This is a genomic window from Luteolibacter sp., from assembly GCF_039920825.1.
GTDB lineage: Bacteria > Verrucomicrobiota > Verrucomicrobiia > Verrucomicrobiales > Akkermansiaceae > Luteolibacter.
Genome location: NZ_JBDSCX010000027.1, coordinates 49,494 through 74,768, shown reverse-complemented (window position 1 = coordinate 74,768; position 25,275 = coordinate 49,494). Strand labels below are relative to the sequence as shown.

Genomic DNA, 25,275 nt, shown 5'->3' with positions numbered 1-25,275 from the left:
GCGCGGCGGGCAACAGGGATTGGAGGATTTCCCATTCGGCGTCGGTCAGGCTGCTAGGATAACTTGGCATGGCAAGCTTCTCCAATACATGACCGGATTAGTACAGATTAAAAGTTGGGAATCAGATATTTTTAAGACAGCCTCTAAGAAAATAATCCGCTCCCCTTTAGGCTGGCGAAAAGTCGCTATCCCCGAGTGGATGTCTGTTTCCGACCTATTGAAAGTTTGCAACGAGATTCCGGTTTTTGAGCGCTTTGAACGTATAAACTGGTTTCTTACTTACGACCCGCCCGTTCTCCGTCCAGGAAACGAACTTGCCGTTCTTTTTGGGCATGGCCTTGAGAGTCACCGTTTTTCCCTCGTTATATTTCCGGGCTCCCGTGACCGTCCCTTTGGATTGCGGTTTCGCACTGGCCACAATTTCGTAAGTCATCGGCAACCCGGGCTTGATTGCCTTGATCACAACATCATCGAACCAACTAGTCTCCGGGCTGCTCGTATCCGCGAAAATCTCCATCAGATACATGTCGTGGACCTTGAGGTCCGGAACCTTGACGGAAACATCAAACAGTGCCTTGGCAGCACCCGGTTTGGTAGCAGAGTAGACAATATTCCCATCGCTGAAAACGGCTTTGATCTCATAGGTTCCGGATTGAAGCGCAAACATCTTGGAGTATTCCGGCTCGTCCATGAGTCCGGCCTCCGCATAAATATTTTTCAAGCCGTCGCTCGCTTTTCCAAGGTAGGTCTGGATCAAGGAACCCTGCTTCTGATAGATCCGGATTTGGGTGCTCTGCCCCAGCAGGTTCGCACTGATGTTGCCGCGGTATTCGATCTGGAAACCCGTCGCTCCCGCCGGGAGTTTCTTGGCGCAGTAGAGGCCGGAGAAAGTATATGCGGCACGGGACTCGAACCGCTTGTTCGCGACTCCCGTCCGGCCGAGCTGGTCGGCGCTGACATTGATGGTCCAGCCGGTGGGCAGGCGGTTGTTTTCAAAATCCAAGACTTCATCGAAGCCGTTCGCGGCAATGGGCGTCTCGGCGACGGTCGAAACGGATGATATTGCAGGATCCACTGGTTGCAGATTGCCATCCGCCGACTTCGCCACCACGTAGAAGGAATACCGCTTGCCGACCTGGCCATGGAATATCGCCGACGTCCGGATCGTGTTGATCAACCACGGCGTGAAGGTAAGCCCGCCGTCGCTGGAGACGTAGACGCTGTAGCTAGCAACCGGAGTGTTCCCAGTGTTCCGCCAGGAAACCGCGAAGTCGGGGGTCGATGCGGCCGGGAGCGAATTGACCCGCGCGCTGGGAATCGCCGTATCCACAGTGACGGGAAAGGACACGGTGGACTCCGCCGCTGGCGCTCCGGAGTTCTTCGCGCCCACGGTGATGAGAACCGTCTTGCCCGCATCCTTCGGAAGGGGTCGCCAGGTAAGCAAGCCAGTCACGGGATCGAGCGTCATCCCCCCCGGCGCAGTGCCGACGATTCGGTACTGAACGGTCAGCTTGGGAATATTGGAGTCCACCGCCTTCAGCGCCACCAAAAGGATCCCCGTGGCATTCACCGCTTGCGGGTCCACAGGTTCCAGCACCGGAGGACTGTTGTCTTCCAACACCCGGATCAGGAAGGTCCGGGTGCTGGATTTGGAGGGTGCGCCCGAGTCGGTCACCTTCACAGTCACCGTCACCTCGCGACCGTCGTCCGCTTCACCCGTTACCCAACGGATTCTCCCGGATCGGCTGTTGATCGTCAGGCCCGGCGGCACGTCCGTGAGGATCGAGTAGGTGAGCAAATCAGTACGCCCGTCCGGGTCTGTCCCGCCCGATTCCAGAACCAGCGTCTCGCCCTCCGTCACCACTTTCGTGGGGATCTCCGGCAGCACCGGCGCAAGATTGACCAAGCTCACCCGTGTGGTCGCGTCCGCCACCGCGGGAGCATTTTCCAGATTACCCGCCGCATCCGTCGCACGGCTGTAGAATGAATAACTGTGGTTCAGCTGTCCTTTGAAAATCGCGCCCGTCTCAAGCGACCGCTGGATCCATAAAACATAGGGTCCCGCGTCCGTGGAAACATAAATGTCGTGGAAGGCGATGCCCCGGTTGTCAGTCCCCGTCCAACTCACCGGGAATTCTTCCGCGCTATTCCCGGCCAGCGACATCACATGGCTCTCCGGAGCCTGGGTGTCCTGCGCCGGCTTCGCCTGATAGACCAGCGTGTAGGAGCCAGTGCTGTCGTGGTCCAGCAGATGCAGCTTGTTCTCCAACACCGGCCGCTGCCCCTGGCCGATGAAGGTCCGGTCCGTCACCCACACGCTCACGTCCAGGGGGATCACCCTCCCGTCGGATCGCACGACGCTGATGAGTTCCATCATTCCATCAGACGGCTCCGGAATTCGGAGATAAATCCAGCCTTCCGGTATCACCGCCGTCAGCGTCTTGGTGGATTGTCCTGTTGCCACCCCCGTCTCCACCACCTCCACCGGCGCATTCGTGCCGTCGCTCAGATAGATGGTATCGGGGAAATGATGGCCGTCCACCACGTCATTCACCAGGAAAGCGGTTTGAACGCCGCCGGTGGCTCTTGGATCCTGTACTTTGTGGATCATCTCATGAATCTCCACATCATCCAGCAAGGACAAGCGGGGATTTCCGAGCCCATCGATGTGCTCGAAAGACGCCTTGTAATCCGTGAAAAGCCCTTGGACGCTCGACGTGAAGAGCCATTCGCCTATTTTAACTTCCCCGGACTGGATGTCCCCAAAGTCCGCGACCAACGAAGGTTGCAAGGGTTGTCCGTCAACCCGGGTGGCGATGATGCGGAAATCGGCCAGCAGGCCCTTTTCGTTTTCGATGATGGTCGGTTGGGCCGAGCTGATGGAGAAATTCCGCGCCACGCCCGCGCCCTCGTTCATCACCATCACCGCCAGTGAATATGGAATCGCCGGTTCGATCTGGGGCGTGAACGGGTCATCACTGAAAACGTCGCGCTGGTGGAAATATCTCAGGTTCAAGCGCGGTGCCGGCAGCACCGTGACGGCCACCTCCGAGAAGGGAACGGACACTTCCGTACCGCCCGTCTTATAACCCAATGTTCCGCCTATCAGATATTCGGTCGCCTGATCGGAAGCGGCATCCACGGTCGGCACAATGACCCACTTCGCCGTGCCGGTGGTGTTCGCGGCGAGGCTTCCTCCATTTACGCCGGTCATGCCGGTGACTTGATCAAGCCTCACTTGGAAGCGATCGTTCGCCGAATTGCCCGACCTATCCTTGATTTTCAAATCCACGTGCAGATTCTCCAGCGGATCGGTGCTGCTGTTGGAAAGCTCCAGTTCCGCATTGAAGGCATCCCTCGAAAGAACGGCCTCCTGGTCCAGCTTCAGTTTCACCGAAGCGCACACGCCTTTCCCGTCGGGCGGTGGCAATTCGCCAAGAACTTGCGCGATCGTTCTCCCGTCGAAGCGGCCCAGCGGTCCGAGGTAGTAATCCGCCGGACGCGTAATCTCATAAGGTTCGGTCTGTTCCAATTCACTATCCAAGGATGAGAATTCCATTTGGGATTTGGCCAAGGATGCATCAGAAGCGAGCGCTGCCTCCGGTTCGTCGTCACAGTTGCCCTTGGAGAAATAGCGACTGCGGGAAATTGTGAATGTCTTTTTTTCGCCGTCCATCGACATAAGCTCACACGATATTGATATCGTTTCTACCACAGGCCCATAGCACACTTTGCTTTTGAAATTCTCGCATCCGTCCCATTTTACATGTCCGGAAACTGTAACGCTCATGGTACCTTTCCCAGTTCCTGACCATCGTTTCCCATCGGAAATCGCGAATATCTCGCATGAGACGTCGATGGTAGGACCCAAGTTTGCATCGAGAGAAAACTCTCCACAAATATCTGGCACGACGTCCTGACATTTCCATTCCATGGATATTGATCCCTTCCCTCCTATTTCCAATTTGGGGCCAGCAAACGCTGATACTTCCAAACCAACTTCATCATAACCAAACACGTCGTCGAAGGACCAAGCTTTCTTTATTCCTGCTCCGAACCCGACCGCTGCTTTTGCGACGATTCCTGCCTCCAAGGTTCCAGATCGGCCCAACTTTCCATCTTTGCAACAGTCGCAAAGTTCGCCACTGAAATCTACAGTGACCTCAGGCTCGGAAACGAAGAACGGGGGGGGAAGCTTCTTCACCAAATCTTTAATCTCTCCCGAGACGTCGATGGCCAATGATCCTTTATAGCATTCTTTTTTTACGAGAGCCTCCTCATCGCACGCCTGACACCCCATGTCCGTAACAGTATGAGACGTGTTTGAGGAAACCACGATGGGGTTGCTTTTGGATCCCTTGCCCGTTCCGTTTTGATCGACATACTTGCCTTCGTTTTTGCCGTCGTCATGAGAGACATCGCCGTCGTCATCGGCGGCGTCATCCGGATTTTCACCGTCTCCTGATCCGTCGGAGGATCCCCCGCCGAACCAAGGGATACCGCAATCTCCCGTCAAATTGATGAACGGGAGTTTGATACGGTACCAGTGACGGTCCGGACCACAAAGCAGCCACCACTTCATTCCCGCTTCCAGCCGGCATGGATCGCCGGAGGCTGCTGTCATACTGGCTTTTGCCAGGGATACTTGCGGACTGGCCGGTATCCGCTCGAGGCGAACGGGTATAGTCACCGAGCTCATCCCCGGCAACGACCCCGGATCAGGAACAAGGGGAGTGACTTTCCAAAGGGGATTTTCGCCAAACTCCAAGGAAGGCTGCTCCGCCGAAATGAGACCGTGGTTGGTGATTTTGAGGTCGATGACCTTTTCGTTCCCGGTGATCTCCGCCAGATCGATGACGGCCGGCTCGATCGTGACCACCGGAATCGGCACCGCCGTTTCAAACTCGGTTTGCACGGTGACCTTGTAGCGGTCCTCGATGGTGGTGGGCGTCACCCTCCAGTTGTAGGTGACGGTGTCGCGCGGTAGAAAGACCTTCGCCTCCGTGTTCCCTCCGGCCACCACCAATCTTGTGGCGTGGAAGGAAGTGTGCCGGTCCGCTACCGCGTCGATTTCGTAGTAGCCCTCCCGCAACTCACCGAAGTCGGCCTTGCCAGACGCATCCGTCACCATCGTAGCCACCGTCGCGCCGGAGAGCGCATCCGTCACTTTAACCGATGCCCCGCTTACGGCGGGGTTGCCTGCCGCGTAATAGGTATATTCATCCTCCGCTTTGACGACAAGTTGTCCGGTCTGATCGGACAAGGCACGGAAATTGTAGGTGACTACAGCGGTGCTCGTCCCGTCCGTAGCCAGAAACTGACCGGTGTATTCCTCCAGAGCCATCGTCGCGGGAGGAAGCAGTTGGACCATCACCTCGGTCGATCCACCTGCGGTGATCGGCGGTAATGGCTGGGGCGTTGAGATCCGCAACCATGGCGCGTCGGCCGGCAGACGGAAATTCACCGGGCCGCTCGCCACGCGGCCGGTATTGCGCAAGTTGAAGCGAAGGAATTGCTGCCCGCCACGCACCATCCCGGACGTCAGCTGGCCAGGAGCAGCCACCAGCACGGGCTCGCGGACGCCCGTCGGCAGGGCGATGGGGAGCGACAGGCTCGCGCCCTCCGCAGAGCTGATGGCGAGGGTGAAAAATGTGGCCTCCACCGGTGCGTTTCCTGAGATCGTATAGTCCAGGTTCATGGACCCGCTTCCCGTCAGCGTCGCTGATGCTAGCGCGGCGGTGAATTGCACTCCTTCCGGCACACCGGAAAGGGACACTTTCATTCCGGTTAGGGGGAACTCCGCCAGGTTCGTGATGACAATGCTTCCGGTCTGCTCGCCCTCTCCCGTGAGTTCAATTTGCGGTGCGCCCGGCGTGGCGCGCAGACCATACACGTGGACTTCATCCTGCACCGCGAAGGTCGCGGCACCGGGGTGCGAGCTGCCAAAGCGGAACAAGCCGCCCTGCCCGGATGGAGGGCTGAAACTGGTCAAAAAATGTCCCGTCGTGTCGGTAATCGCAGAGATGATCCGTTCAGCCCCGCGGTTGAGGATATGAATGTTGACCAAGGCATACGCGGCGGGACCGCCGGCTTTCAACATGGCTGTCCCCGTGATGGGAACCGGCGTTCCGGCCGGCAGTTTGTCAGGGACGATCAAAAGGGTTGTGGAATAGGCCGGCTCGATCTCCAGCGGAACCGCGGCGATGGCCGCGTTGTTGGTCTCCAGGATTTCATCCACCTTGCCATTCGCGTCCGTCTCCACGACCAGCCAGTATCGACCGGCCGCCCGCGGCAGCTTAACCCGCAGGGTCTGTTTGATTTTCGCCCCTGCCGGCAGGCTGCCGGTGAAATCCACCTGGCCCAGCAACGCATCGCTGCCGATGGCCGCATCCGTAGAGAGGCGGATCTGCTGGGAGAAGGGGCCCTTTGCTTCCAACGCTCCTTGATTGGATAGCGAGAATCCCACATCCATCCATGCGTCAGTCAGCGCGCCGGCCGGCGGAGAAACCAGCTCCACCGCCAGATCCGGCTTCTGGGTGTCCGTGACGACCACCGGGACCGAGGTCCTGTTATATCCTGGAGACGTCGCCGCCACCTGGACGAGCTGATTCCCCTGAGCGACGGAATCCGCGGGCGTTTGAATCGGGAAATTCACCGAAGCCTGTCCTGCGGGGATGATCACCGTCGCCGGCAAGACCAGTTTTGCGGGATTTGCAGCAAGAAGGCTCACGGTGGCTGGCGCAGTGGTCTGGAGGGAGCGCCGGACCGTTCCCGTTCCGGCCGGGTTGCGTCCTTCCAGATAGACCCCCCGGTCGAATGTTAGATACAGCGACGGTCCTTCATCATCCGTGATCGTGAGTTGAACCGGTGTGGAGCTGGACACGGTTTCCCCCCCGGTGAGAAGATGCGCGGTGACTGAAATCATCCGGTTTCCGTCCAGCGCGGTATTGTCCAATATCCCGACGGGAATCACCACCGATTGCGAGCCTGCCGGCACAAGCAAACTCCCGGGCAGTTGGATTTGCCCATCCGGCTCAACCGTGAAAGTCACGTTCATTTGCGAAAGCGGCACCCGCTCCAGAGTCAGCGTGCCATGCACCGCCTGCCCGCCGGCGTTTTCACTCGCTTCCATCTGGTCCAGCGAGAATCCAATCGCCGGCGCGTCGTCATCCAGGATTCTGAACGGTATGACCGTTGCAGAAGAACCCGGCGAAGATGCGATCAATGTCACGTTCACCGCTCCTTCGAAGTTTTGGTTCTGCAGTACCTGCATGGTGAAGGGCACGGACACCTGCCCGGCTGGAATCGTCAGCGTGGAAGGAAATGAAATCCGCCCCGTTTTGGTCACGCCGAGGCTTACCACGAAATCGGCGGGCATGGGCACTGCGATCAAGAGTTTGCCTGAAACAACCGCACCTTCCGCCAGTTCCGAAGTGGTGGATTCCAGCCGCAGTACCGGCCCCAGCACTGTCACCACTGCCGTCCCGCCGTCCCCACTGCCTTCCGAATTTTTCGCCCTTACCCAGTAGCTTGTCGTCGTGTAGAGCGCCGGCGTTGTGAGGCTGTCACTGGTAGCACCTTCGATGGGGTTCCCCGTATCGCCCTTGTTCCCGAGATACCATTGATATGTCGGCGCAGGATAGCCTGTGGCAGCCACCGTGAGAGTCGCCTTTCCTCCGTTGGGAACCGTGGGGCTCGCCGGTTGGGACGTGATCTGCGGCGGCACTTTCGCCACGGGAGGCTCGATGAGAACCAGCGAGACATTGTCCAACGCGGCACCCCGGTCACCGGGAGTCAGGCTCTGGAACCGGATGCGGGTGGTTGCGCTCTCCGCCACAAAGGTGACGCTCCGCCGGACCCATCCCATATTGTTGGAGGCATGCCCGGTCACGTCGAATTCGAACTCCGAGACGGCCGATCCCGCCTCCACTTTCAGACGCTTGATCACCTGACTGGGGAGAGCGGGATTTCCGCTGATGTCGAAATCCAGTCTGTATATCCCCTCGGGCAGCAGACCCACGACGTCCTGATGGAAAGCCCCGGCCGAAACCCCGCTCGTATCGAGGCTTTGAGTTCCCTCCGATGCCTGCCATTCCGCGCCAGTGCATAGTTCAATGTCGCCTTGGACCACATTCCAGCCCGAGATCGCCGAAGAGTTCGGAGCATACACAGACAACAATCGTCCCCCGACAGAGGGCTGTTCGAAACTGCCGTTGGCGATGAGTTGGATCCGCGCAGTTGCTGTCACGCTACCCACTGCGGAGCCGGACGAATTTGAAACCTTCACCCAATAGCGGGAGGTGGCCAGCACCGGCGGGCTCACGTAAGTCGTGCCAGTTGCGCCGCCTATCGGTTTGCTTTCATCCCCACTGGCACCTTGATACCACTGTAGGGAAGGCGCTGGAGTTCCGCTCACCGCGACCATGAAAGTAGCGCTGGCACCGCTAGCCACCGCTTGGTCGGAGGGCTGTGCGGTGATTGCCGGCGGTCGGTTCAATACCAGTTGGAATGTCCGCGTCGAAGATGTCTCGTTGTCGAGCCGGTCGTAGGCTTTAACTACGAATGTGAAATCCCCGTCCGAGATGTCTTGGCCGATATTCCAATAGCAGGTGTAGTCTTCTGCCACATCCGCATCGCTGCCCAGCAAGGTCAAGCTCTGGTCACCCGCCCGGCTAATAAAGAAATCCACCCGCGCGATGCCCGCGGGGTCGCTTGCTTTGATGCGGAAAGTCCCCGGATTCTTCAACTGTGTCCCATTTGCAAGCGTCTGGCCTTCCCAAGTCAGATCCGTTAGAACAGGCCCGGCCATGTCCGCATTCAGGATCTTCACATCTCTGACGACTTCCGTGTAGCGGGTGCCGCTCCACAGACGTCCCGCCAATTGATAGTCGCCGGTGCCCACCCCGGACAGGGGCCAGGCCACTCCCGCACCATTTGAAAAATCCGAGTCCTCGCCAATTATCTGATAGGTGGACGCGCCACTCCTCCGATAGACGAACTGGGCCTTGCTGGCACGCGCAAGAAAATCTGAGGTCACGGCGAGCGTTGCCTGCTCCTCAAGTTCCAGCCCGTCGGAAATTTCCACCCCGTTCGCCAGGAAGCTGGTGATCGCAGGAGGTTGATAGAAATCCTCCAGGATATACACGTTGTCGATCCCCACCGCCTTCGCTTGTCCCGCACCCGTACCGGAGGACCGGTAGCGGAAGGCGATGCGGATGCCAGCTCCAGACAGCCCGGTGATGGAGGCCTCCCGCCCGTCATGCCAAACCCCGGAAGACAGGGAATCCAGACCGGGGGGAGTCATGTCCGTCCACGTCGCGGCAGCGGGATCTCCTGAAACGTAGTTGGAGGAAACCATGACGCGCAATGCACTGGCACCCGCGCCCAAAGTGTCCGCGTCCTGCTGGAAATAATCGAAATTCACCACCACCTTCTCGTCTGCGATGATCGTCTTTGCTGGCGAGATCAGCCAATCATCCGCCGCGACGTCGCCTCCAGTGTTGTCGATCACGGCCGCGTTCCGGCCCGAGCGGTTCTCCGCCTGCCAGTTCCGTGTCGAAGCCCTGCTGTAGGCGACAAAAGGTTCCAGTCCGGACTCAAAGTCCGCGTCGCTCCTCCTGAAGAGAACCGGTGGGTCCGCGATCACCCCGGCAAGGCCGCCACCGCTTCCAGATTCCATTCTCAGAACCTGCACCTGCGGCGAGGCGATCACAGCGGCATTGCCCGAACCATCGGCTCCGGCCGACTGTCTCAAAAACAGCACCCCCGGCGACGCCGCGCGAAAAGCGGTGCCGGAAATTTCACTGCCAGTGGATTCCCGAAGCGCATCGACCCTGACGCCATTCGATACGAATCCAACGGGGCGGCTGTTTGGATCGTCCGGATCGGAGCCCACAAGGATCTCCGCGTCGTCTGAAAAAAAATCCCCGTCCCGGTCCGCGCCCTGGGAGAACCCAGGCAGCAACACGGCACACACAAGGCACAGGAATCGGAACAATCGGAAGGAACACATGGCCGGAAGGGGGAGTATTCGGCGCTCGAATCAACGAGTCCAGACGTCGACCCGCGTGGATACACCTGCGGGAATCTGGACGTCCACCGATCCGGAATTCGTCGCGCCGGCCGGATTGTTCACCTCAAAGTTGTAGGTCGTCTTCTGACCTGACTCGGGTGTGACGGTCGCGGCAAGAGGAACCACCCCATTGAAATTCTTCAGCTGGACCTGGATCGTCTGCGTGGCGGGAGAGCCTGCGGGAAGAAGAACAAACACGGGTTCCACCTGGCTGAGAGGCACCGCCTTGCCGGCCGCCTGCACGATCCGGATTTCCGGCATATTCGGGGGAAAGACGACCATGTTCGATCCAAAGGTAGTGTAAGATGCAGCGTCGGTGCCCAGAAGATTGAGCGAGACACTCGTCCCGTCGATGCGAACCCTTCCCACGCCTCCCTCCATCGTCCCGGAAATATCAAGGCCGGCGTTTCCCGAAATAATAGGAGCGACCAGCCGGATGCTGCCTCCGCTTCCACCTCCATAACCGCTGGATGCCGGCCCACCTCGGGCGCTGGTATAGTTCCCGTTCCACACATAATTGATTTTGGTGTTTGAAGCGATCAGGATAGCCCCTCCGCCGCCCCCACCGCCATACTGAGCGCCCGCCGAGGTGTGAGTGCCTCCCCCGCCACCTGATCCACCCACCATCGGAATCAGCAAGGAATTCCCATACGTGGCACCGCCGCTCACAGCCCGGGTTCCCGCCGTGCCATACCCTCCCCCTCCCCGAATGGTAGTGCCCGTGGGTGCCGAGCTATCAACCCAACCTCCCTTGCCACCACCAGGACCAAACCCATCACCAGGATTCTGGCCTCCCTGCCCACCGTCGAAGCCTCCAGGACCGCCTGCTCCCCCGCGTTTCCCCACATTCTCCTGCCCTTCAACATTGATTGCCCCTGTGATATTCACATCTCCCGTCGCCAGAAGATACACGGGAGTGTTCCTCGCGTTCCTGACGAAACGGAGCGTCTGGTTTGTTGGAATATCAATGGTTGTGCAATGAATGATCCCGTCTGGCGGCAACACGATCGGCGCGTTGGTCGCCACCAAAGGCCCGTAGGACCCGTTGCTACCGCTGTCAAAAGCGCAGGCTGTGCCCGCGAGCAGCATCATAAACGCGAGATTCCTCCGGATGGAGGAAATATGGGATTGGGGGATTTTCTTCGTATTCATTTGAGAGCTGATTTCGGAATTAGGGCTGGAAAATTCAACGAGTGTCGCGCGGACTGGAACTACTTCACCCGCACCTGGATGGTGTAAGCCACCGGCCCTTCAGGCGGGTAATCGGTCTGCACGAAAATCTCCGCGCTCTCCGTCCGCGTCGTGTCCACCGGGTGGATGTGGATCACATAATTGCCCCCCTCCTCAGCGGTTGGCTGGTCCGCGACGATACGTGGATTAGAAGACGCCACGGCGACGATTTTCACCGCGGGCTTCTCTGCCATTGTAACGCCGACCTGCTTGCCCGCGGGATCCTCCCCCACCCGCCAATGGACCAATGAGGGCGTAAGAACAACCGGCTCGTCACTGATCATGCAGTTGAAGGACAATACGGTCTTCTTCTGGTCGTCTGTCAGTACGGTGATGTTCTTCGACTGGGCTCCGGTACGGCCACCGAAAACAAATGTCGCCACCAGATCCCCTGATTCACCGGCAAGGTAGGTTCTTTTCCCAAGCTCAGCAGTCGTGCATCCGCAAGAGGAACTGATAGACTTTATCGTGACGGGCTTCTCACCCGTATTTGTGAAGGAATAGCAGACAAAAAGCTCCTTATCGTCCGGGGATTTCTTGAAATCCTGAGAAGGTTTCTCCCATACGACTTCGGCCCGGGCAGGCAGCCAGATCGAAATCAAAAAAAATACCAATCCTTGCTTCACGATCGTGGGATACGATTCCGGCGTGACGGAGGCAAGGCGAATATCCAATAACGCGGCTTTTCTATCAGTCCAAACGACGGAACACGGTCAGCAGGTGTTTGATTTTTCCGTAATTCTTTCATGCTCTGGCGCTATTTGATTCACTCCAAATCAGGAAAAGGCTCACTCCAGCCATCAAAACGGACCCTGTCAGATGAAGAGAGGGGTTTGAAAGCTCCGAAGAATGTCCGAAGCAACTGTATGAAAGCTGAATCTCTCGCACCTAGGCACTTGCAATCGCGGGCGCGAACATCGCACTCATTCCTGTCCTGATTTTGCAACGCAGATTTCCATTAGGGTGATGGGAGGGGTGAGGAAATTTTCAGGGTTTACCCATGAATCATCTGCCGATCCCTATCACTTTTAGCAACTGAGACAACCAAATTTTGAAGCAGATCGGTTTGACTGGCTAGCTGTGAAAGACCAAGACGCTGACAAACTGATCGCAGGCGTGGTGCCAAAAGCTCCGTGCACGTCGGGAATAGCTGGGACTATCCCTAAACCGAACCGCTCAGATCGCGGGAATGAGCCACGTGGGATTACTTCAAATCGAAAGTGGTGACCGTAGCCCTCAGCTGAGATCCGTCATCACGCACGCGGATGTGCTTCAACTACCGCTCTCCGAACTCTCTGGAAAATCGACGTGATCGGCTGTTCCGCTGGTGCGGGCACATACGCCGCAGATACGCAACTTACTATGGCGGAGCGTAATGGAGAAGCCCTCAAAGTTGAGGGCTTCTGTTCGGATATTGAAGTGGCAGAACTGAGTGTTGTGAAAGCTTACCTGCGATGATCATTTTCAGATGCAGGAATAGGCGTCCGGACATTTCTTGCGGAGGTTTTCAGAGCCACCAGCGAACGAAGCCGCCTTTCTCACAAAAACGCACTAAAAAATGGGCGCGAAGCTGGTGAGTGGCAAACTCAACGCAACCGCGATAAAGAAGGCCCGGGAAATGCTCGCCGCAGTCTGATGCATCAACGCAGGTAAGCGTCACTCACCTTCACGGGTCGAGTGACCGCCTGCGCCGGGAAACCATTCCGTGTGCTGGTCGCCCTGCCGTCCCCAGTAAGTCACCCGCTGCCCTCGCAGAAAAGCGATGTAGCCCTGGACTCCGGCCGCCATCGCACGGCTGCTGAAGTCCCGGTAGTTCTGGCCGTTCTGCTGGCTGACAAGGATGGCCGCGTGCAATGCCGCCGCATCGAACTCCCTGGCGACTGGCGGAAGATTGCTGTAGCTGATAGGCGTGATGACCAACTCCCCTTCCCCGCTGTAGAACGTCTTCCGCATGGCCACGTAATCGACGTGGTAATATTCCACCCCTTCGGCGAGCAGCGTGCCGACGACTTCCGGAAATGACAATGTCCCGGCGAGAGTGGCTCTCGCGGCTTCGATGATGATCTGGCTGTCCATGTCGCTTGATTCCTCGGAGGATTAGCGGACCCCGTGCCGCTTCGGGGCACCTTCCGCGCGCGGCGTTTGGATCAAAGGCTTGAACAGATCAAGAATTTTGCGCTTCGAGCGCAATCCCACCAAGGAACGCACGTGAAGCACTCTGGGGAAAAGCCTTCCCGCGTATGGTTCAACTAGAACTTCGCCCCAACCGTCTGAACAACGTGTGTCGCCAGATTGCGAAGCCACCGAAAAACAACGTGAGGCAACCGAAGAGTCGCCGGATAGCTGTAGCGCTTCGGTATTCTGCCGACAGTTGCTGAAGGCGATCCACCATGGAATTCGATTTTGCATATTCCTCGCTAGCTTTGCCGAACGGGTCGCCTAACGCACCGCGAACGAAGGCCTCGATTCCAACTCCTGCAACGTACTCACCCGATTCCATTCTAGCTTGCTCGTTGATCAACGGAAGCGCCTCCTGCTCGATGTTGCTCACAGTCCCCACGTAAAACAGCCAGATCACACCCGAAATTCCGCAGGCAACCCAACGCCACATGGGATATTTGTTCGAGGTGGATCCCTGCACCGGTTGCCGGGACTCAGGCGGCGGGATAGGAGGTCGGCCGGTAGGCAATGGCGGCCGGACACCCGCCCCGAACACCTCTCCTATAGGGACCCAGTCGGGCATGCCCTCGTTCCAGACGTATGCCGAGGACCTCAATGTCCCTGCGACGAGGCTTTCACGAACCTGATCTTCAGTGTAAGGTCCTGACTCGGTTCCGTCTTGGGTGACGTGATATTGCATGGATCAACGGTTGGATAAGGGTCTGCTGCTTCGTGTTAGGAACGGCTGCTATTTCATTACCACCAGAGTTCCTGCTCTCACGTCGTGGATGCATTGTTTTTTCGGTGACCTGAGCGAGGTGAGGAAAAGAGCTCCACATACAGGAGTCCAGATCAGGGGTGGCGATGACGCATTCAATATCCCCGTTCCAAACAGGAACCCAAACCCGACAAGGCCGCATACCGCTTCGCTGGCGATTTTTCCGATGGAACGCTTGCCGGCTTGGGCGAACTTGAGACGGTTACCGTCCATAGTAGTCACCATCAATCCACACGCAATCTTCCCGAGCGTCGCTTGTTTCGGGGAGCACTCCCAAAGGGTGCAATATATCCAACTCGGTATAACCACCAGCAGGAGCACCACAGCGATCTGTATCGCCAGCATGAACGCGGACGAGGTCTCTGACGATGCGGCAAACTCGGCGATGGGCCGAACGACCACAAAAGTCACACCCCCACAAATTGCGGAATCAATTAGAAACGCCAACGCCCTTCTCCCAAAGGGAGCGGGTTCACCCGTGCGGCTCCCGGACTCCCGGGAAATATACCCTTCCGCGGCTTCACGTCGGAGCGATCCCGGCACCGGCGGGCGCACGTTGAGGAACTGATGGATCGGGATCCACCCGCTCAGGCCCTGGTGCCAAAGATTGTCGGTAAGGTCGAGCATCCCGGATTCCAGCATGGACGGGATCTGTTCACGGGTGAACGGACCTGTCTCGTGTCCTGATTTAGCAACGTAGATTTCCATTAGGGTGATCGAAGGGGCGATGAAATTTTCAAGGCTTACCCGTGAATCATCGGCCGATTCCTATCACTTGTAGCAACTGAGACAACCAAATTTTGGAGCGGATCGGTTTGACTGACTGGCTGTGAAAGACCAAGACGCTGACAAACTGATCGCAGGCGTGGTGCAAAAGCTCCGTGCACGTCGGGAAGAGCTGGGACTATCCCTCAACCGGGCCGCTCAGATGGCGGGGATGAGCCACGTGGGATTGCTCCAAATCGAAGGTGGAGACCGAAGTCCTCAGCTGAGAACCGTCATCAAGCTTGCAGATGCGCTTCAACTGCCGCTCTCCGAACTATTTGGAAAATCGACGTGATCCGCTGTTCCGCCGGTTCGGGCACATACGCCGTGGATACGCAACTTACTCTGGCTGAGTCTAATGGAGAAGCCCCCAAATTTGGGGGCTTCTCTGGGGCTGAGAACTGGGTGTTGTGAAAGCAGCCGAGCGAGCTGGTCATTTTCAGATGCAAGAACAGGCTTCCGGAGAGTTCTTGCGTAGGTTTTCAGCCCCACCGGCCAGCGAAGCCGACCTGCTCAAGCTTAAGCCAAAAGAGATGCCCTCAAATTTGAGGGGGTCTCTGGGGCTGTTGAAGTGGCAGTACTGGTATTGTGAGAGTTTATGTGCGAGGAGCCTTGCCCACCGCGTGAAAAATCGCCCCTTCCTGACTGGCTAAGCAGAGCCCGAACTCAGTTCGCCATCTGCCCTTCAGCCTCGGCATCAATTAATTTTTCGAGTTGATCGAGCAGATTCTTGAATTTTCCGGAATCCTCAAACTTGCCCAATGCCTTCTTCAAACGGAGAAATCCCGATTTGGCTTGGGTGATAGAGCTTTTCAGAGGCTTGGAAATTGTGATTCCGGCCGACTCGCGGTAATCCTTGACCACCTTCGCAACAATTTTCCCGGTCAGCTCCTTTGCAGGTGTCTCAGCTACGATCCGGTTCCAGCACTTAACTCGACGCTCTTTCGGCAATTCCATGAGTGGGCGCACCTGGCTTTCCCGCTGCGGCTGGTCCCCTTTTGGGGACTGACTGTTGGCAAGGGCGGCCATGAACTCACCGCACTCGACCAAGCGGTAGGAATGGGACTTCCCGTAGTCCCATTTTGCCCGGCAGTAAGCATCGAATGATTCGAAGTCGGAATTCCAGAGCAAGCCCTCCTTGTAGCTATGGATCTGATAGAGCGCGGCGGCGGCTGCCATGCTGGCCTTTACGCCGTTCGTCACGATCCCCTCGTGAGTTTCGCGAAATTGGAGATCCTCGTCGCTCATTACTTCCGTTTCAATCATGGTGTTAGTCATTGTTGGCATATATGTTAGATTCGATTTTTTGGCGGTTGAGCCGAGTAGCACGGCTCCCTTATCCCTCATCGATGCCCACCAATCCGCTGATCCTGGGTTGATATATTGGAGATACCGTAATTTTTCAGGTGGGATATTTTTTGTGTGGGACAGGAAGGTCTGGCGAGCATACTCCTCCCAACGTTCGGCGGAGCGGGGGCCGGCCACCGCTGATAAACTCATCGCTTCTGCGTTAAGTCCGGCAGAATGCAAAGCGGCGAGAGTCCGTGTATACGACTTCCCCCTTACGTTGATGACCTCGGCCCACACGTGCTCGCATCGATCACTGCGGATGGCATCGCACATTTCCCGCGAGAACCCGTCATAGTCCTGCTGGGGAAGGCTGGGACATATCATCCCGAAAGTTCTGAGGCCATGGTCCTGGAGCCAATGAAGGGATTTTAATCGCTTGGAAACAGGCGAGGTTCCCCCTTCGACAGCACGGACCACGCGCTCATCCAGAGTTCCTGTGGAAAATCCGAAAATCATCCGATGGTGAAACTTCTCGGGGATCATCCCTTCGGAAATCAGCCGGGAAAGGAGACTGCTTTTGCTCAGAAGCCGGATCTGCCAGTTTGTAGATTCAAGGATCAGCACACAAGCAGCGGCGGTCTCCCGGAGGATTTCCATGTTGGCGGCCACGTCGACAAGGGTGGAACTGTAAACCACGCGGTTGTCATTCGGATCGAAGAATCTGAGCTGTCCGTTCGAGCGAATCAGTTGTTTCCTCAGCAATTCCAAGGAATGCTCCCGGCGGATGACGAAGTCCTGATGTTCAAAGCTGGTTCCGTGTGCTTTGTTGTATGCCGCGATTAGCTTATGAAGCAATTGCCGCATTACCGGACCGACGTAGCAGTAGGCGCAGAGGAATACACAGGCGTCTCCAAAGTTCAACGTCAGCCCGTCGCATAGCAGCTTGTGCGAGAATTCGAGGCTCTTCGTGTTCAGAACGGTTTTTGCGGGCCGATAAATCACTGGCTTACGATTCATGCGTTCCGGCCCCGCGACTTGCAGGTCGTCAGGTTTGCGGACGCTGAACTTTTGTTCGGGGAGCTCTTCCCGGAAATCCTCGAAGTTCTCCGGGAACGAAGAGCAACAGGCAGGAGTGTCAGCTTCTGAGGCCGGGTGGGTCGTTTTGTGAAGGGATACCATAATTTCAGCTGCTGTGGTTGAGGTTGCGCCCCCAGTTTTGGCGGCGCGGAGAAGGGTCGATTTCAGTGTTTGAAAAGTTCCCACGGACATGTTGAAAACAAATATCCATAGAATTCCCACACTTCGCTGATTATCATTAAGTTAAAGTGTCTAAATTAAATTTCCGCTAGATTGTGTTGAACAAACACAAGTCACAACAAACTGATTGTATATGATTTATAAAAACACCGAAATTTGCCAAATCGGTTTTTTTATACAAATAAGGGTGTTTTTTGTTCAAAGGTTTTCCGTTTTCAACGACTTGTGTACGCCATTCGCCCCCAAAACCGCTGTTCGGCGATCATCAGATGGGCAAAAAGGGAGCGATTCGTCAGCCTAGCCGCCGCTGGGCTCTTCCCTTGCAGTTTCCTCCTGAGGAGAGTGCGCTTGGAAGGCCAACCCGGCCAACTTGCCCAAAAGCGTTCCGTCACCTTCCTGAAGCTGCCGGATCAAAGGTGCCCGAAGTAATCCAAGTAGCTTGTCAATCAACTCGCCCGCGGGATCATCCGAGAGGATTTCCGCCGCAGCTTGAACGTTGCGCCGGGTCTGCGCTTCGATCAGGTGGATTACCATATCATGGGTGAGGACGCCCCCCGCTGCCGCAGGAATCACATCAGATTCGGTGTCACCCTTCATAACCCAGGCTGCCTTGGCACCTATTCTCGATTCGACAAGATTGCCAATCTTGGAATCGATAGCTTTCGATTTCTCCAAGCTGCGCACGAAAGGGTCCGACTTCCCGATGAGTTTGCCGAATCCTTTCTGTGTCCCGAATTTTTCGAGGTCGGGATGAAGCGAAAGGAAATTTCTGAGGAGCGTGACCGTGCTGGGCATGAGCGAAAGAAGAACACTCAGCCGAATTCGTCAACCGATTATTTAGAATCTTAGGCGATTTTTTGCTCTTTTTGCCTCTTTTCGTATTAAACGTTTGTCAGGTTTGGTCTTTGAGTTTATCGCCTTTCGGTATGGCGAACATCAAACAAGAAGACGTCGCGGCGGACAGCACTACTACCGCCACGACACCTGCTCAGAAGCACGGAGTATTCTTGGACCGCCAGGACTTGGCGATACGCTGGAACACGTCGATCTCGACCGTTAAGCGGATCGAGAAGCGGAAGGATGGAATCAAGCCGATCAGAATCGGAATCAGAACACTCCGTTACCGTGAGGTGGACGTCATTGCCTACGAAGAGGCCCACCACAACTAAGGAAAGAAACCATGTCCTCACTTCGCTACCTCCACTGGAAACTCCTCACGGATCTTCAGGGCCCGCTCAGGGACGAGAGAGAGGTGGAAAAGACCACAACCAGGATCCTGCACAGCTCAGAGTTGGAAGAACTGGTGAAAACCATCGCCTGGCAAATTCGGAGGATTGCACACGTAGCCTCCTACGACCCTGGATGGACACCGGGTATCCCTACTAAAATTGTCATCCAGAAGGACAACGGCAAGACCAGGACAGCTTGGTCTCCGTCGAACGAAGATTACGTTCAACAGCTCTATCTGTTGCACGGGGTCGTTAAACCAATCGTAGAAGCGAACTTAAGTGAGCAGTCTCACGCGTTCAGAAGCGGACACAGCACGGACACCGCGACAGGACAAGTGATACTAGCGGTAAAACGTTTGGCCGGACAGAACATCCAGATCAACCAGGAGGATTTCACGGATTGTTTCACCACCGCGCCGACGAAGTTAGTCGGCCATCACTTTCCCAAGATAGTAACGGGACGGATCGATGCAATACAAGGACGATACAGAGAGGTAACGATGAACGAAGCATGGACCCCGGGACTGCCGCAAGGATTCCCACTGGTACCCGCCATCATCAACCTCATCATCGACAAACTGATCGATCCCATAAGGAAGCGCTGGAAGGTCAGCGCAGACATCATCGTATACGCAGACGATATAACCATCATCGCCCCCAGAGGGACTGCACGACAGATCAAACAGGAAATGATCGAGGCGTTAAGCGAGCATGGGATGCGACTCAACAGGAAAAAGTCGCGCCGAACAGTGCCAAGGCTGGGAAACTGGCTGCCACTACTCGGCCTGGAAATCGAGTGGGATCACGCGAGTGCCACTCCAACCATACGCCCCAGGGGCAAGGCATACAGCAACCTCAGCGAAAAACTCGCGGACGCTGTAGACATCAACGAAATGAACGGGATCACCAGAGGATGGAGGAATGCCTACATTCGCTGCAACGACCCGCACCATCCAGGCAAAACCACGCAGGCCATCAAGGAAGGCTTCCTCCGCAGAGCCAACCGCCCGCAACCCAGAACACGATAGGCCTCTTCACGAGGGATCTTCATCACCAAATGCACGCAGAACCGTGCGGGCGCGCATGAGCGCTCATTTGCCAAGGATAAAGACTCCAATCTGTCCGGTAGCGGCACTCCCGCCGCTACCCGACCACCCTTCTAACCAACTTCTACCAGAACAGAAACCACCTTTGAAACACGATGGATTCAAAGCCGGCAAGTGCCCGGATCACCAACATCGAACATAAAAACATGAATAATCCAGTGCAACACACGTGGCCGCCCACTACGGGACAGCCATGCCAAGAACAGGCACCACCACCACCACCACCACCGCCACCGCCACCGCCACCACCACCACCACCACCACCACCGCCACCACCGCCACCACCGCCACCACCGCCACCACCGCCACCGCCACCGCCGCCGCCACCACCACCACCACCTCAGCCCATGGAGCAAACAACAGACCGGACGAATTTTCCATCCCCACCCAAGTTCAGACTTATGAACGTGGATAGGAAGGACATAGAGACCCGCCCGGAAGCCTGCTTGCGAGTAATGATCTCCACCGACAGGGTCGGAATTCTCCGAAATCGAGTCATGAAGTATGCAGCCCAACTGCCGCCGATTATCCTCTGGCGATCCAACGATGGAAAATTGGTTTTAATCGATGGTTGGAATCGGCTCGCGGCGTACGCACCGCTCGGTGTGAACCCAATTCCAGCCGTGGTAGTGGAGGAAGATCTGGCCACAGCTCTGGTCGCTGGTCTGAGGGCAAACCTTCCCCACGGTGGGAAATTGCGCTCCGGTCTGGACGCTCACCGTGCCTTGGTCGTCCTCGCCTCGGCCCTTGGCAGAAGAGTCACTGAATCAGAGGCGGTTTCCGTGGGGCTCACACATACTCCGAACGACCCCATGTCATGGTATGGTCTCCAGGCATTTTCGGTACCACAGTTGCCACCCTATCCCACCCGCGATCAAAAAAAGCAGCTAAAACCCGCAGCCAAGAACAACAAACAGCCCGCCCGGCGCGCCCGCTAAACCAGCTTGCGCGCACGGCGAAGTGTCGTAAAATCACCGTCGCATGTTTTCCATGGCCACAATTGTAAGCCAGAAGGCTGCCCAAACAGGGCAGTCTTCACGGATGCATGCAATCCACACATATGAAAAACGAACGCTCGGTACCATTGCGTACCGCGGCTCCTCTTTACGAGGGGCTCCTGACAAGCCAAACGCTTTTGTTCCTAGCCAACAGGCTAGCAAAAGCCAGAAGGCGGTCGTCGCGTCCGAAAGCTCGATAAGAGTCTGCGGATCGACATCAGGTAATGTTCAGCACGTCCCTTGCGATGGCAGGGGACTAAGTACCGTAGGTCCAGTAAATGCCCCATGGGCATCAGTCAGTTCAGATCTGATAGTCACGTCTCGGGTGAGATGGGTATCAGCTCTGGAAGTCCCATTCGAAATGTGGGCAGCAACTTAACCAGGAGGCAAAAATATCCCCCAATCCAAACTTTGATTGTGCCGCTCCGGAGACGTCCCGGGGCGGCATTTTTGTTTGGTGGTGCAAAACAATATTGGGCCAGCCGGAAGATAAAAAAAGCAAAGCTCGGCTTCAGGCAGGATCTACTCAAGGCGACAACGCCATCACTTCAAAAGTGGCCGGAAAATGGCCGGAAGCACTGACCTCTCCGTTGCCGAACAGAGGATAACTGATTGAAACCCAATGGTGCGCACGAGAGGACTCGAACCTCCACAGGGTTGCCCCTACTAGAACCTGAATCTAGCGCGTCTACCAATTCCGCCACGCGCGCACATTATTGGTTGGTCGGGCGGGAAAACACCATGGTGTCCGGCGGATTGCAATGTTGTTTTCGAAAAGTTTTCCGGATTCCGTCTCCACTGCGGAAAAACCGCCCCGTTTTCGGCGTTGCCAAACCCACTCAGGATCAACCACGCTGATCCCATGCAGAAGGCCACGCCGATCATTCTCGTCCTTATCCTCGCTGTCACGGCGACGTTCTTTTCGTTCCGGTCGAAAAAGGATGGATTCACCAGCACTGCCCCCGCCGAACTGACCATTTCAGCAGCGTCTCCCCGCGACGAGGACGACGCAGAGGAAGCCAAGCCGCTTCCGGTGGCTGCGGAGACCAATGTGACTCCCGAGCCGTGGCCACAGGCCTCTTCCGATATCGCTCCCGACGCGGGTGCCACATTCGGAACACTGGCCAACGGATTCCGCTACATCATCTACCCGAATGCCGAACCGCCGAAGCGCGTGTCGCTGCGACTGCACATCGCCTCCGGCTCGCTGATGGAGGCGGATAACCAGCAGGGCCTGTCCCATTTCCTCGAGCACATGGTGTTCAACGGCTCCAAGGATTTCACCTCGGAGGAACTCGTTCCGAAAATGCAGCGCCTCGGCATCGGCTTCGGCGCGCACGTCAACGCCTACACTTCGTTTGACGAAACGGTTTACATGTTAGACCTGCCCGACCTCTCGGCGGATACAATGAAACTAGGCTTCACGGTCATGCGTGATTTCGGCGATGGAGCCCTGCTCTCCGCGGATGAAATCGAAAAGGAGCGTGGTGTGATTCTCTCGGAAAAAGTCAGCCGCGACACCGTGGAAAGCCGCATCATGGAGCAGCAGTTCAACAAGCTGCTGCCGGATTCGCTCGTTGCCAAGCGTTTCCCCATCGGCATCGAAGACGTGATCAAGACCGCGCCGCGCGAGCGTTTCACGGATCTCTATTCGCGCTTCTACACACCGGCCCGGATGACCTTCGTGGTCGTCGGCGACATCGACGCCAAGGAAATGCAGGCCACCATCGAGAAGACGTTTTCCTCGATGACCAATCCCAAGGACGCCGGAAAAAATCCGGACCTCGGCCCGATCAAACAACCCGAGGGCATCGTCACCTCGGTCTTCGCCGACAAGGAAATCTCCTCCACCGACGTCTCACTGATGATGGTCCGGCCCTTCGAAGTGAAGGCGGATACCGCGGCCAACCGCTCCGCGGACATGACGCTGGACATCGCCCACTCCATCCTGACCCGCAGGTTCGAGCGGATTTCAAAAATCGAAGGTTCCGCCATTGCTTCCGGCTCCGCCTCGAACAGCAACGTTTTCAACTACATGGAAATCGGTTCCATCGACGTCACCGCCACCGACGACCGCTGGCAGGAAGCCGTGCCCGTCGTGGAGCAGGAATTCCAGCGCGCCCTCGAATACGGATTCACCGACGCCGAACTCGCCGAAGCGAAATCCAACCTGCTCAACGCCTATCAGCAGGCCGTGAAACAAAAAGCCACCCGCAAGTCGGAAAGTATCGCCAGCGCCCTCGCGAAATCGACCAACGACCAAACCGTTTTTTCAGATCCAGTCACCGACCTCGAACTCGCCACCAAGGCGCTGGATTCCATCGACATCAAGCAGGTCCACGACGCGTTCAAGACGTTCTGGGACGCGCCGGGCTATCACCTGATTCTAACGACCAAGGAGAAGCCAGCGAACGCGGAGAAGGAACTCGCCGCTCTGTTCGAGGATTCCCGCGGCAAGCCCGTGACCGCTCCCACCGCCCGCGCGCTCCAGCCGTTCGGTTATGCGGATTTTGGAAAACCCGGCACCGTAACCTCACGCAAGGAAGTCAAGGACCTCGGTGTCACCCAGCTCGTCCTGTCCAATCAGGTCCGCGTGAATCTCAAGCCGACCGATTTTGAAAAAGGCAAGATCCGCCTGCTGGCACGCATCGGTTCCGGCAAGCTCACCCAGCCCAAGGACTCGCCGATGCTCGACGTCTTCGCCACCGCGGTCTTCGAAGGCGGCGGTCTCGGCAAGCATTCCAACGACGACCTCCAGGAAATCCTCGCCGGCAAGAACGTCAGCTCCAGCCTAACAATCGGCGAGGACATGTTCGCCCTCGGCGGCAGCACCACCCCTGCGGATTTCACCACCGAAGTGCGGTTGATGTGCGCTTCCCTAACCGATCCCGGCTACCGCACCGAGGCCCTCTGGCAATTCCAGAAGGCGATCCCCATGATGTATCAGCAGCTCAAGCACACCGCCGCCGGCCCACAGCAGGAAATGGACGCATGGCTCCATGGCAATGACTCCCGCTTCGCCGTGGCACCCGTGGAGAAGATGTCCGCCTACACCATCGACGACGCCAAAAAGTGGCTAACCCCCGAGCTCACCAAGGGTTATCTGGAGCTCACGATCGTCGGTGATTTCGAAATCGATAAAATCCTGCCCGACCTGTTAGCTACGTTCGGCGCGCTTCCCACCCGCGCACCCTCCGCCCCACCTTTGGCCGACGCCCGCAAGGTGCTGTTTCCCAACGCACCCGCCGCCAAGACCTTCACTTACGACTCGAAGATTCCGCAAGGCATCGCCATGTCGCTTTGGAAAACCGCCGGCATCCGCAACAACCAAAAGGAAACCCGCCGCCTCAACATCCTCTCGTCCATTTACGGCGACCGACTGCGCGAGGAAATCCGTGAAAAACTCGGAGCCTCCTACAGTCCGAATGCCGGAGCATCCGGATCGGACGCGCTCGACGGCTTCGGTTATGTGATCGGCGAAAGCATCGGCAAACCGGAAGACTTGGAACTCCTTCTCAAAACCATGCGCGACCTCGCCGACACTCTTTCCACGAAGGGTGCCACCGACGACGAGCTCGACCGCGCCCTCAAGCCCGTTCTCAGCCAGCTCGCCAAATCCGTCCGCGACAACAGCTACTGGCTCGCCACCGTGCTCAGCCAATCCCAGGCCGACCCGCAGCGCCTTGATCTCGCCCGCAGCCGCGATGCCGATTACAAGTCCATCTCGCTCAAGGAAATCAACGCCCTAGCGAAAAAATACCTCGCGGCGCAAAACGCCCTGCAGGTTGCCATCAAGCCTGCCGAGTGATTTCTATCGGAAGTCATGGAAACCATCCGCATCCGCCCGCTTGTTTCCGCCGATCTGGCAGACGCCTCAGCTCTGCTCGTCTCGCTCAATCCCGAGACGCCCACGCCAATCATTGAAGAGCGACTCCAGGCCGTCCTGGCGGATCATCCGCACTATCATCTCTTCGGAGCCTTTGCCGATGACAAGCTCGCGGGCGTCGCCGGTGCGTGGATCGCCACCAAGATCTGGTGCGGCCGCTATCTGGAAATCGACAACCTCGTCGTTGATCCCGAGCAGCGTTCATCCGGGATCGGCAGCCGGCTGATCCAACATCTCGAAGTCCTCGCGCGCGAGCGCGATTGCAAGATCGTCGTCCTCGACAGTTACACCGCCAACCATCCATCCCACCGGCTCTATCACCGCCTCGGATTCGAGATCTGGGGCTTCCATTTCGTCAAACCCATCGGCGACTGGAAGGGCGGCTCCACCTGAGGAGTGCGGACACTCTTGTCCGCATCGCCAATGGACCGGGCAATATCCGGCGCGAAGCTCCCTTTTTGCTCATCTCATTGTCATGGCAGACAAAAGTATCCGCCTTCCTTA

The 25,275-nt window shown here is 57.1% G+C and carries 13 protein-coding genes and 1 tRNA gene; 6 read left to right on the top strand and 8 right to left on the bottom strand.

Going from position 1 to position 25,275, the window contains the following annotated elements; all coding sequences use genetic code 11:
• Positions 1-214: 214 nt before the first annotated feature.
• The 7 genes from ABIQ96_RS06930 to ABIQ96_RS06900 all read right to left on the bottom strand — a co-directional run bounded on the left by ABIQ96_RS06930 (position 215) and on the right by ABIQ96_RS06900 (position 18,227).
• Positions 215-10,012: a choice-of-anchor C family protein gene (locus tag ABIQ96_RS06930; RefSeq protein WP_348213838.1), complete on the bottom strand. Its 9,798-nt coding sequence runs from the start codon at positions 10,010-10,012 to the stop codon at positions 215-217.
• Positions 10,013-10,042: 30 nt separating this feature from the next.
• Complete coding sequence (locus ABIQ96_RS06925; RefSeq protein WP_348213837.1) at positions 10,043-11,224, bottom strand: hypothetical protein; 1,182 nt, start codon at positions 11,222-11,224, stop codon at positions 10,043-10,045.
• 59 nt (positions 11,225-11,283) lie between these two features.
• On the bottom strand, positions 11,284-11,976 hold the full coding sequence (locus ABIQ96_RS06920) for a DUF1573 domain-containing protein (protein ID WP_348213836.1): 693 nt from the start codon (positions 11,974-11,976) through the stop codon (positions 11,284-11,286).
• Positions 11,977-12,958: 982 nt separating this feature from the next.
• Positions 12,959-13,378 (bottom strand): DUF1398 family protein, encoded by a 420-nt coding sequence (locus ABIQ96_RS06915; protein ID WP_348213835.1) that lies wholly within the window; start codon positions 13,376-13,378, stop codon positions 12,959-12,961.
• Positions 13,379-14,210: 832 nt separating this feature from the next.
• Positions 14,211-14,948 (bottom strand): RDD family protein, encoded by a 738-nt coding sequence (locus tag ABIQ96_RS06910; protein WP_348213834.1) that lies wholly within the window; start codon positions 14,946-14,948, stop codon positions 14,211-14,213.
• A gap of 723 nt (positions 14,949-15,671) precedes the next feature.
• The gene (locus ABIQ96_RS06905) at positions 15,672-17,564 is read right to left on the bottom strand and encodes a hypothetical protein (RefSeq protein WP_348213833.1); all 1,893 of its coding nucleotides are present in this window, start codon (positions 17,562-17,564) and stop codon (positions 15,672-15,674) included.
• Positions 17,565-17,849: 285 nt separating this feature from the next.
• Complete coding sequence (locus ABIQ96_RS06900; protein WP_348213832.1) at positions 17,850-18,227, bottom strand: hypothetical protein; 378 nt, start codon at positions 18,225-18,227, stop codon at positions 17,850-17,852.
• A 251-nt stretch (positions 18,228-18,478) separates the two neighbouring features.
• Between ABIQ96_RS06900 and ABIQ96_RS06895 the strand changes: the two genes are divergently transcribed.
• The 4 genes from ABIQ96_RS06895 (at position 18,479) to ABIQ96_RS06880 (ending at position 20,825) form a co-directional block, all read left to right on the top strand.
• On the top strand, positions 18,479-18,721 hold the full coding sequence (locus ABIQ96_RS06895) for a hypothetical protein (RefSeq protein WP_348213831.1): 243 nt from the start codon (positions 18,479-18,481) through the stop codon (positions 18,719-18,721).
• An 11-nt stretch (positions 18,722-18,732) separates the two neighbouring features.
• The gene (locus ABIQ96_RS06890) at positions 18,733-19,809 is read left to right on the top strand and encodes a reverse transcriptase domain-containing protein (protein WP_348213830.1); all 1,077 of its coding nucleotides are present in this window, start codon (positions 18,733-18,735) and stop codon (positions 19,807-19,809) included.
• A 271-nt stretch (positions 19,810-20,080) separates the two neighbouring features.
• Positions 20,081-20,302 (top strand): hypothetical protein, encoded by a 222-nt coding sequence (locus ABIQ96_RS06885; RefSeq protein ID WP_348213829.1) that lies wholly within the window; start codon positions 20,081-20,083, stop codon positions 20,300-20,302.
• A gap of 82 nt (positions 20,303-20,384) precedes the next feature.
• On the top strand, positions 20,385-20,825 hold the full coding sequence (locus tag ABIQ96_RS06880; protein ID WP_348213828.1) for a ParB/RepB/Spo0J family partition protein: 441 nt from the start codon (positions 20,385-20,387) through the stop codon (positions 20,823-20,825).
• Positions 20,826-21,508: 683 nt separating this feature from the next.
• On the opposite strand, the gene ABIQ96_RS06875 is transcribed toward ABIQ96_RS06880, so the two are convergent.
• Positions 21,509-21,595 (bottom strand) — tRNA-Leu (locus tag ABIQ96_RS06875).
• Positions 21,596-21,747: 152 nt separating this feature from the next.
• Between ABIQ96_RS06875 and ABIQ96_RS06870 the strand changes: the two genes are divergently transcribed.
• Positions 21,748-24,693, top strand: coding sequence for an insulinase family protein (locus ABIQ96_RS06870; protein ID WP_348213827.1), 2,946 nt, complete (start codon positions 21,748-21,750; stop codon positions 24,691-24,693).
• 15 nt (positions 24,694-24,708) lie between these two features.
• A complete protein-coding gene (locus tag ABIQ96_RS06865; RefSeq protein WP_348213826.1) occupies positions 24,709-25,164 on the top strand; it encodes a GNAT family N-acetyltransferase in 456 nt (151 codons plus the stop codon).
• Positions 25,165-25,275 lie beyond the last annotated feature (111 nt).

Bases quoted from the DNA above. Each gene is read 5' to 3' on its own strand.
- ABIQ96_RS06930 (WP_348213838.1), bottom strand. From the start codon at position 10,012: ATGTGTTCCTTCCGATTGTTCCGATTCCTGTGCCTTGTGTGTGCCGTG.
- ABIQ96_RS06925 (WP_348213837.1), bottom strand. From the start codon at position 11,224: ATGAATACGAAGAAAATCCCCCAATCCCATATTTCCTCCATCCGGAGG.
- ABIQ96_RS06915 (WP_348213835.1), bottom strand. From the start codon at position 13,378: ATGGACAGCCAGATCATCATCGAAGCCGCGAGAGCCACTCTCGCCGGG.
- ABIQ96_RS06910 (WP_348213834.1), bottom strand. From the start codon at position 14,948: ATGGAAATCTACGTTGCTAAATCAGGACACGAGACAGGTCCGTTCACC.
- ABIQ96_RS06905 (WP_348213833.1), bottom strand. From the start codon at position 17,564: ATGTCCGTGGGAACTTTTCAAACACTGAAATCGACCCTTCTCCGCGCC.
- ABIQ96_RS06895 (WP_348213831.1), top strand. From the start codon at position 18,479: ATGGCGAACATCAAACAAGAAGACGTCGCGGCGGACAGCACTACTACC.
- ABIQ96_RS06890 (WP_348213830.1), top strand. From the start codon at position 18,733: ATGTCCTCACTTCGCTACCTCCACTGGAAACTCCTCACGGATCTTCAG.
- ABIQ96_RS06885 (WP_348213829.1), top strand. From the start codon at position 20,081: ATGCCAAGAACAGGCACCACCACCACCACCACCACCGCCACCGCCACC.
- ABIQ96_RS06880 (WP_348213828.1), top strand. From the start codon at position 20,385: ATGAAGTATGCAGCCCAACTGCCGCCGATTATCCTCTGGCGATCCAAC.
- ABIQ96_RS06870 (WP_348213827.1), top strand. From the start codon at position 21,748: ATGCAGAAGGCCACGCCGATCATTCTCGTCCTTATCCTCGCTGTCACG.
- ABIQ96_RS06865 (WP_348213826.1), top strand. From the start codon at position 24,709: ATGGAAACCATCCGCATCCGCCCGCTTGTTTCCGCCGATCTGGCAGAC.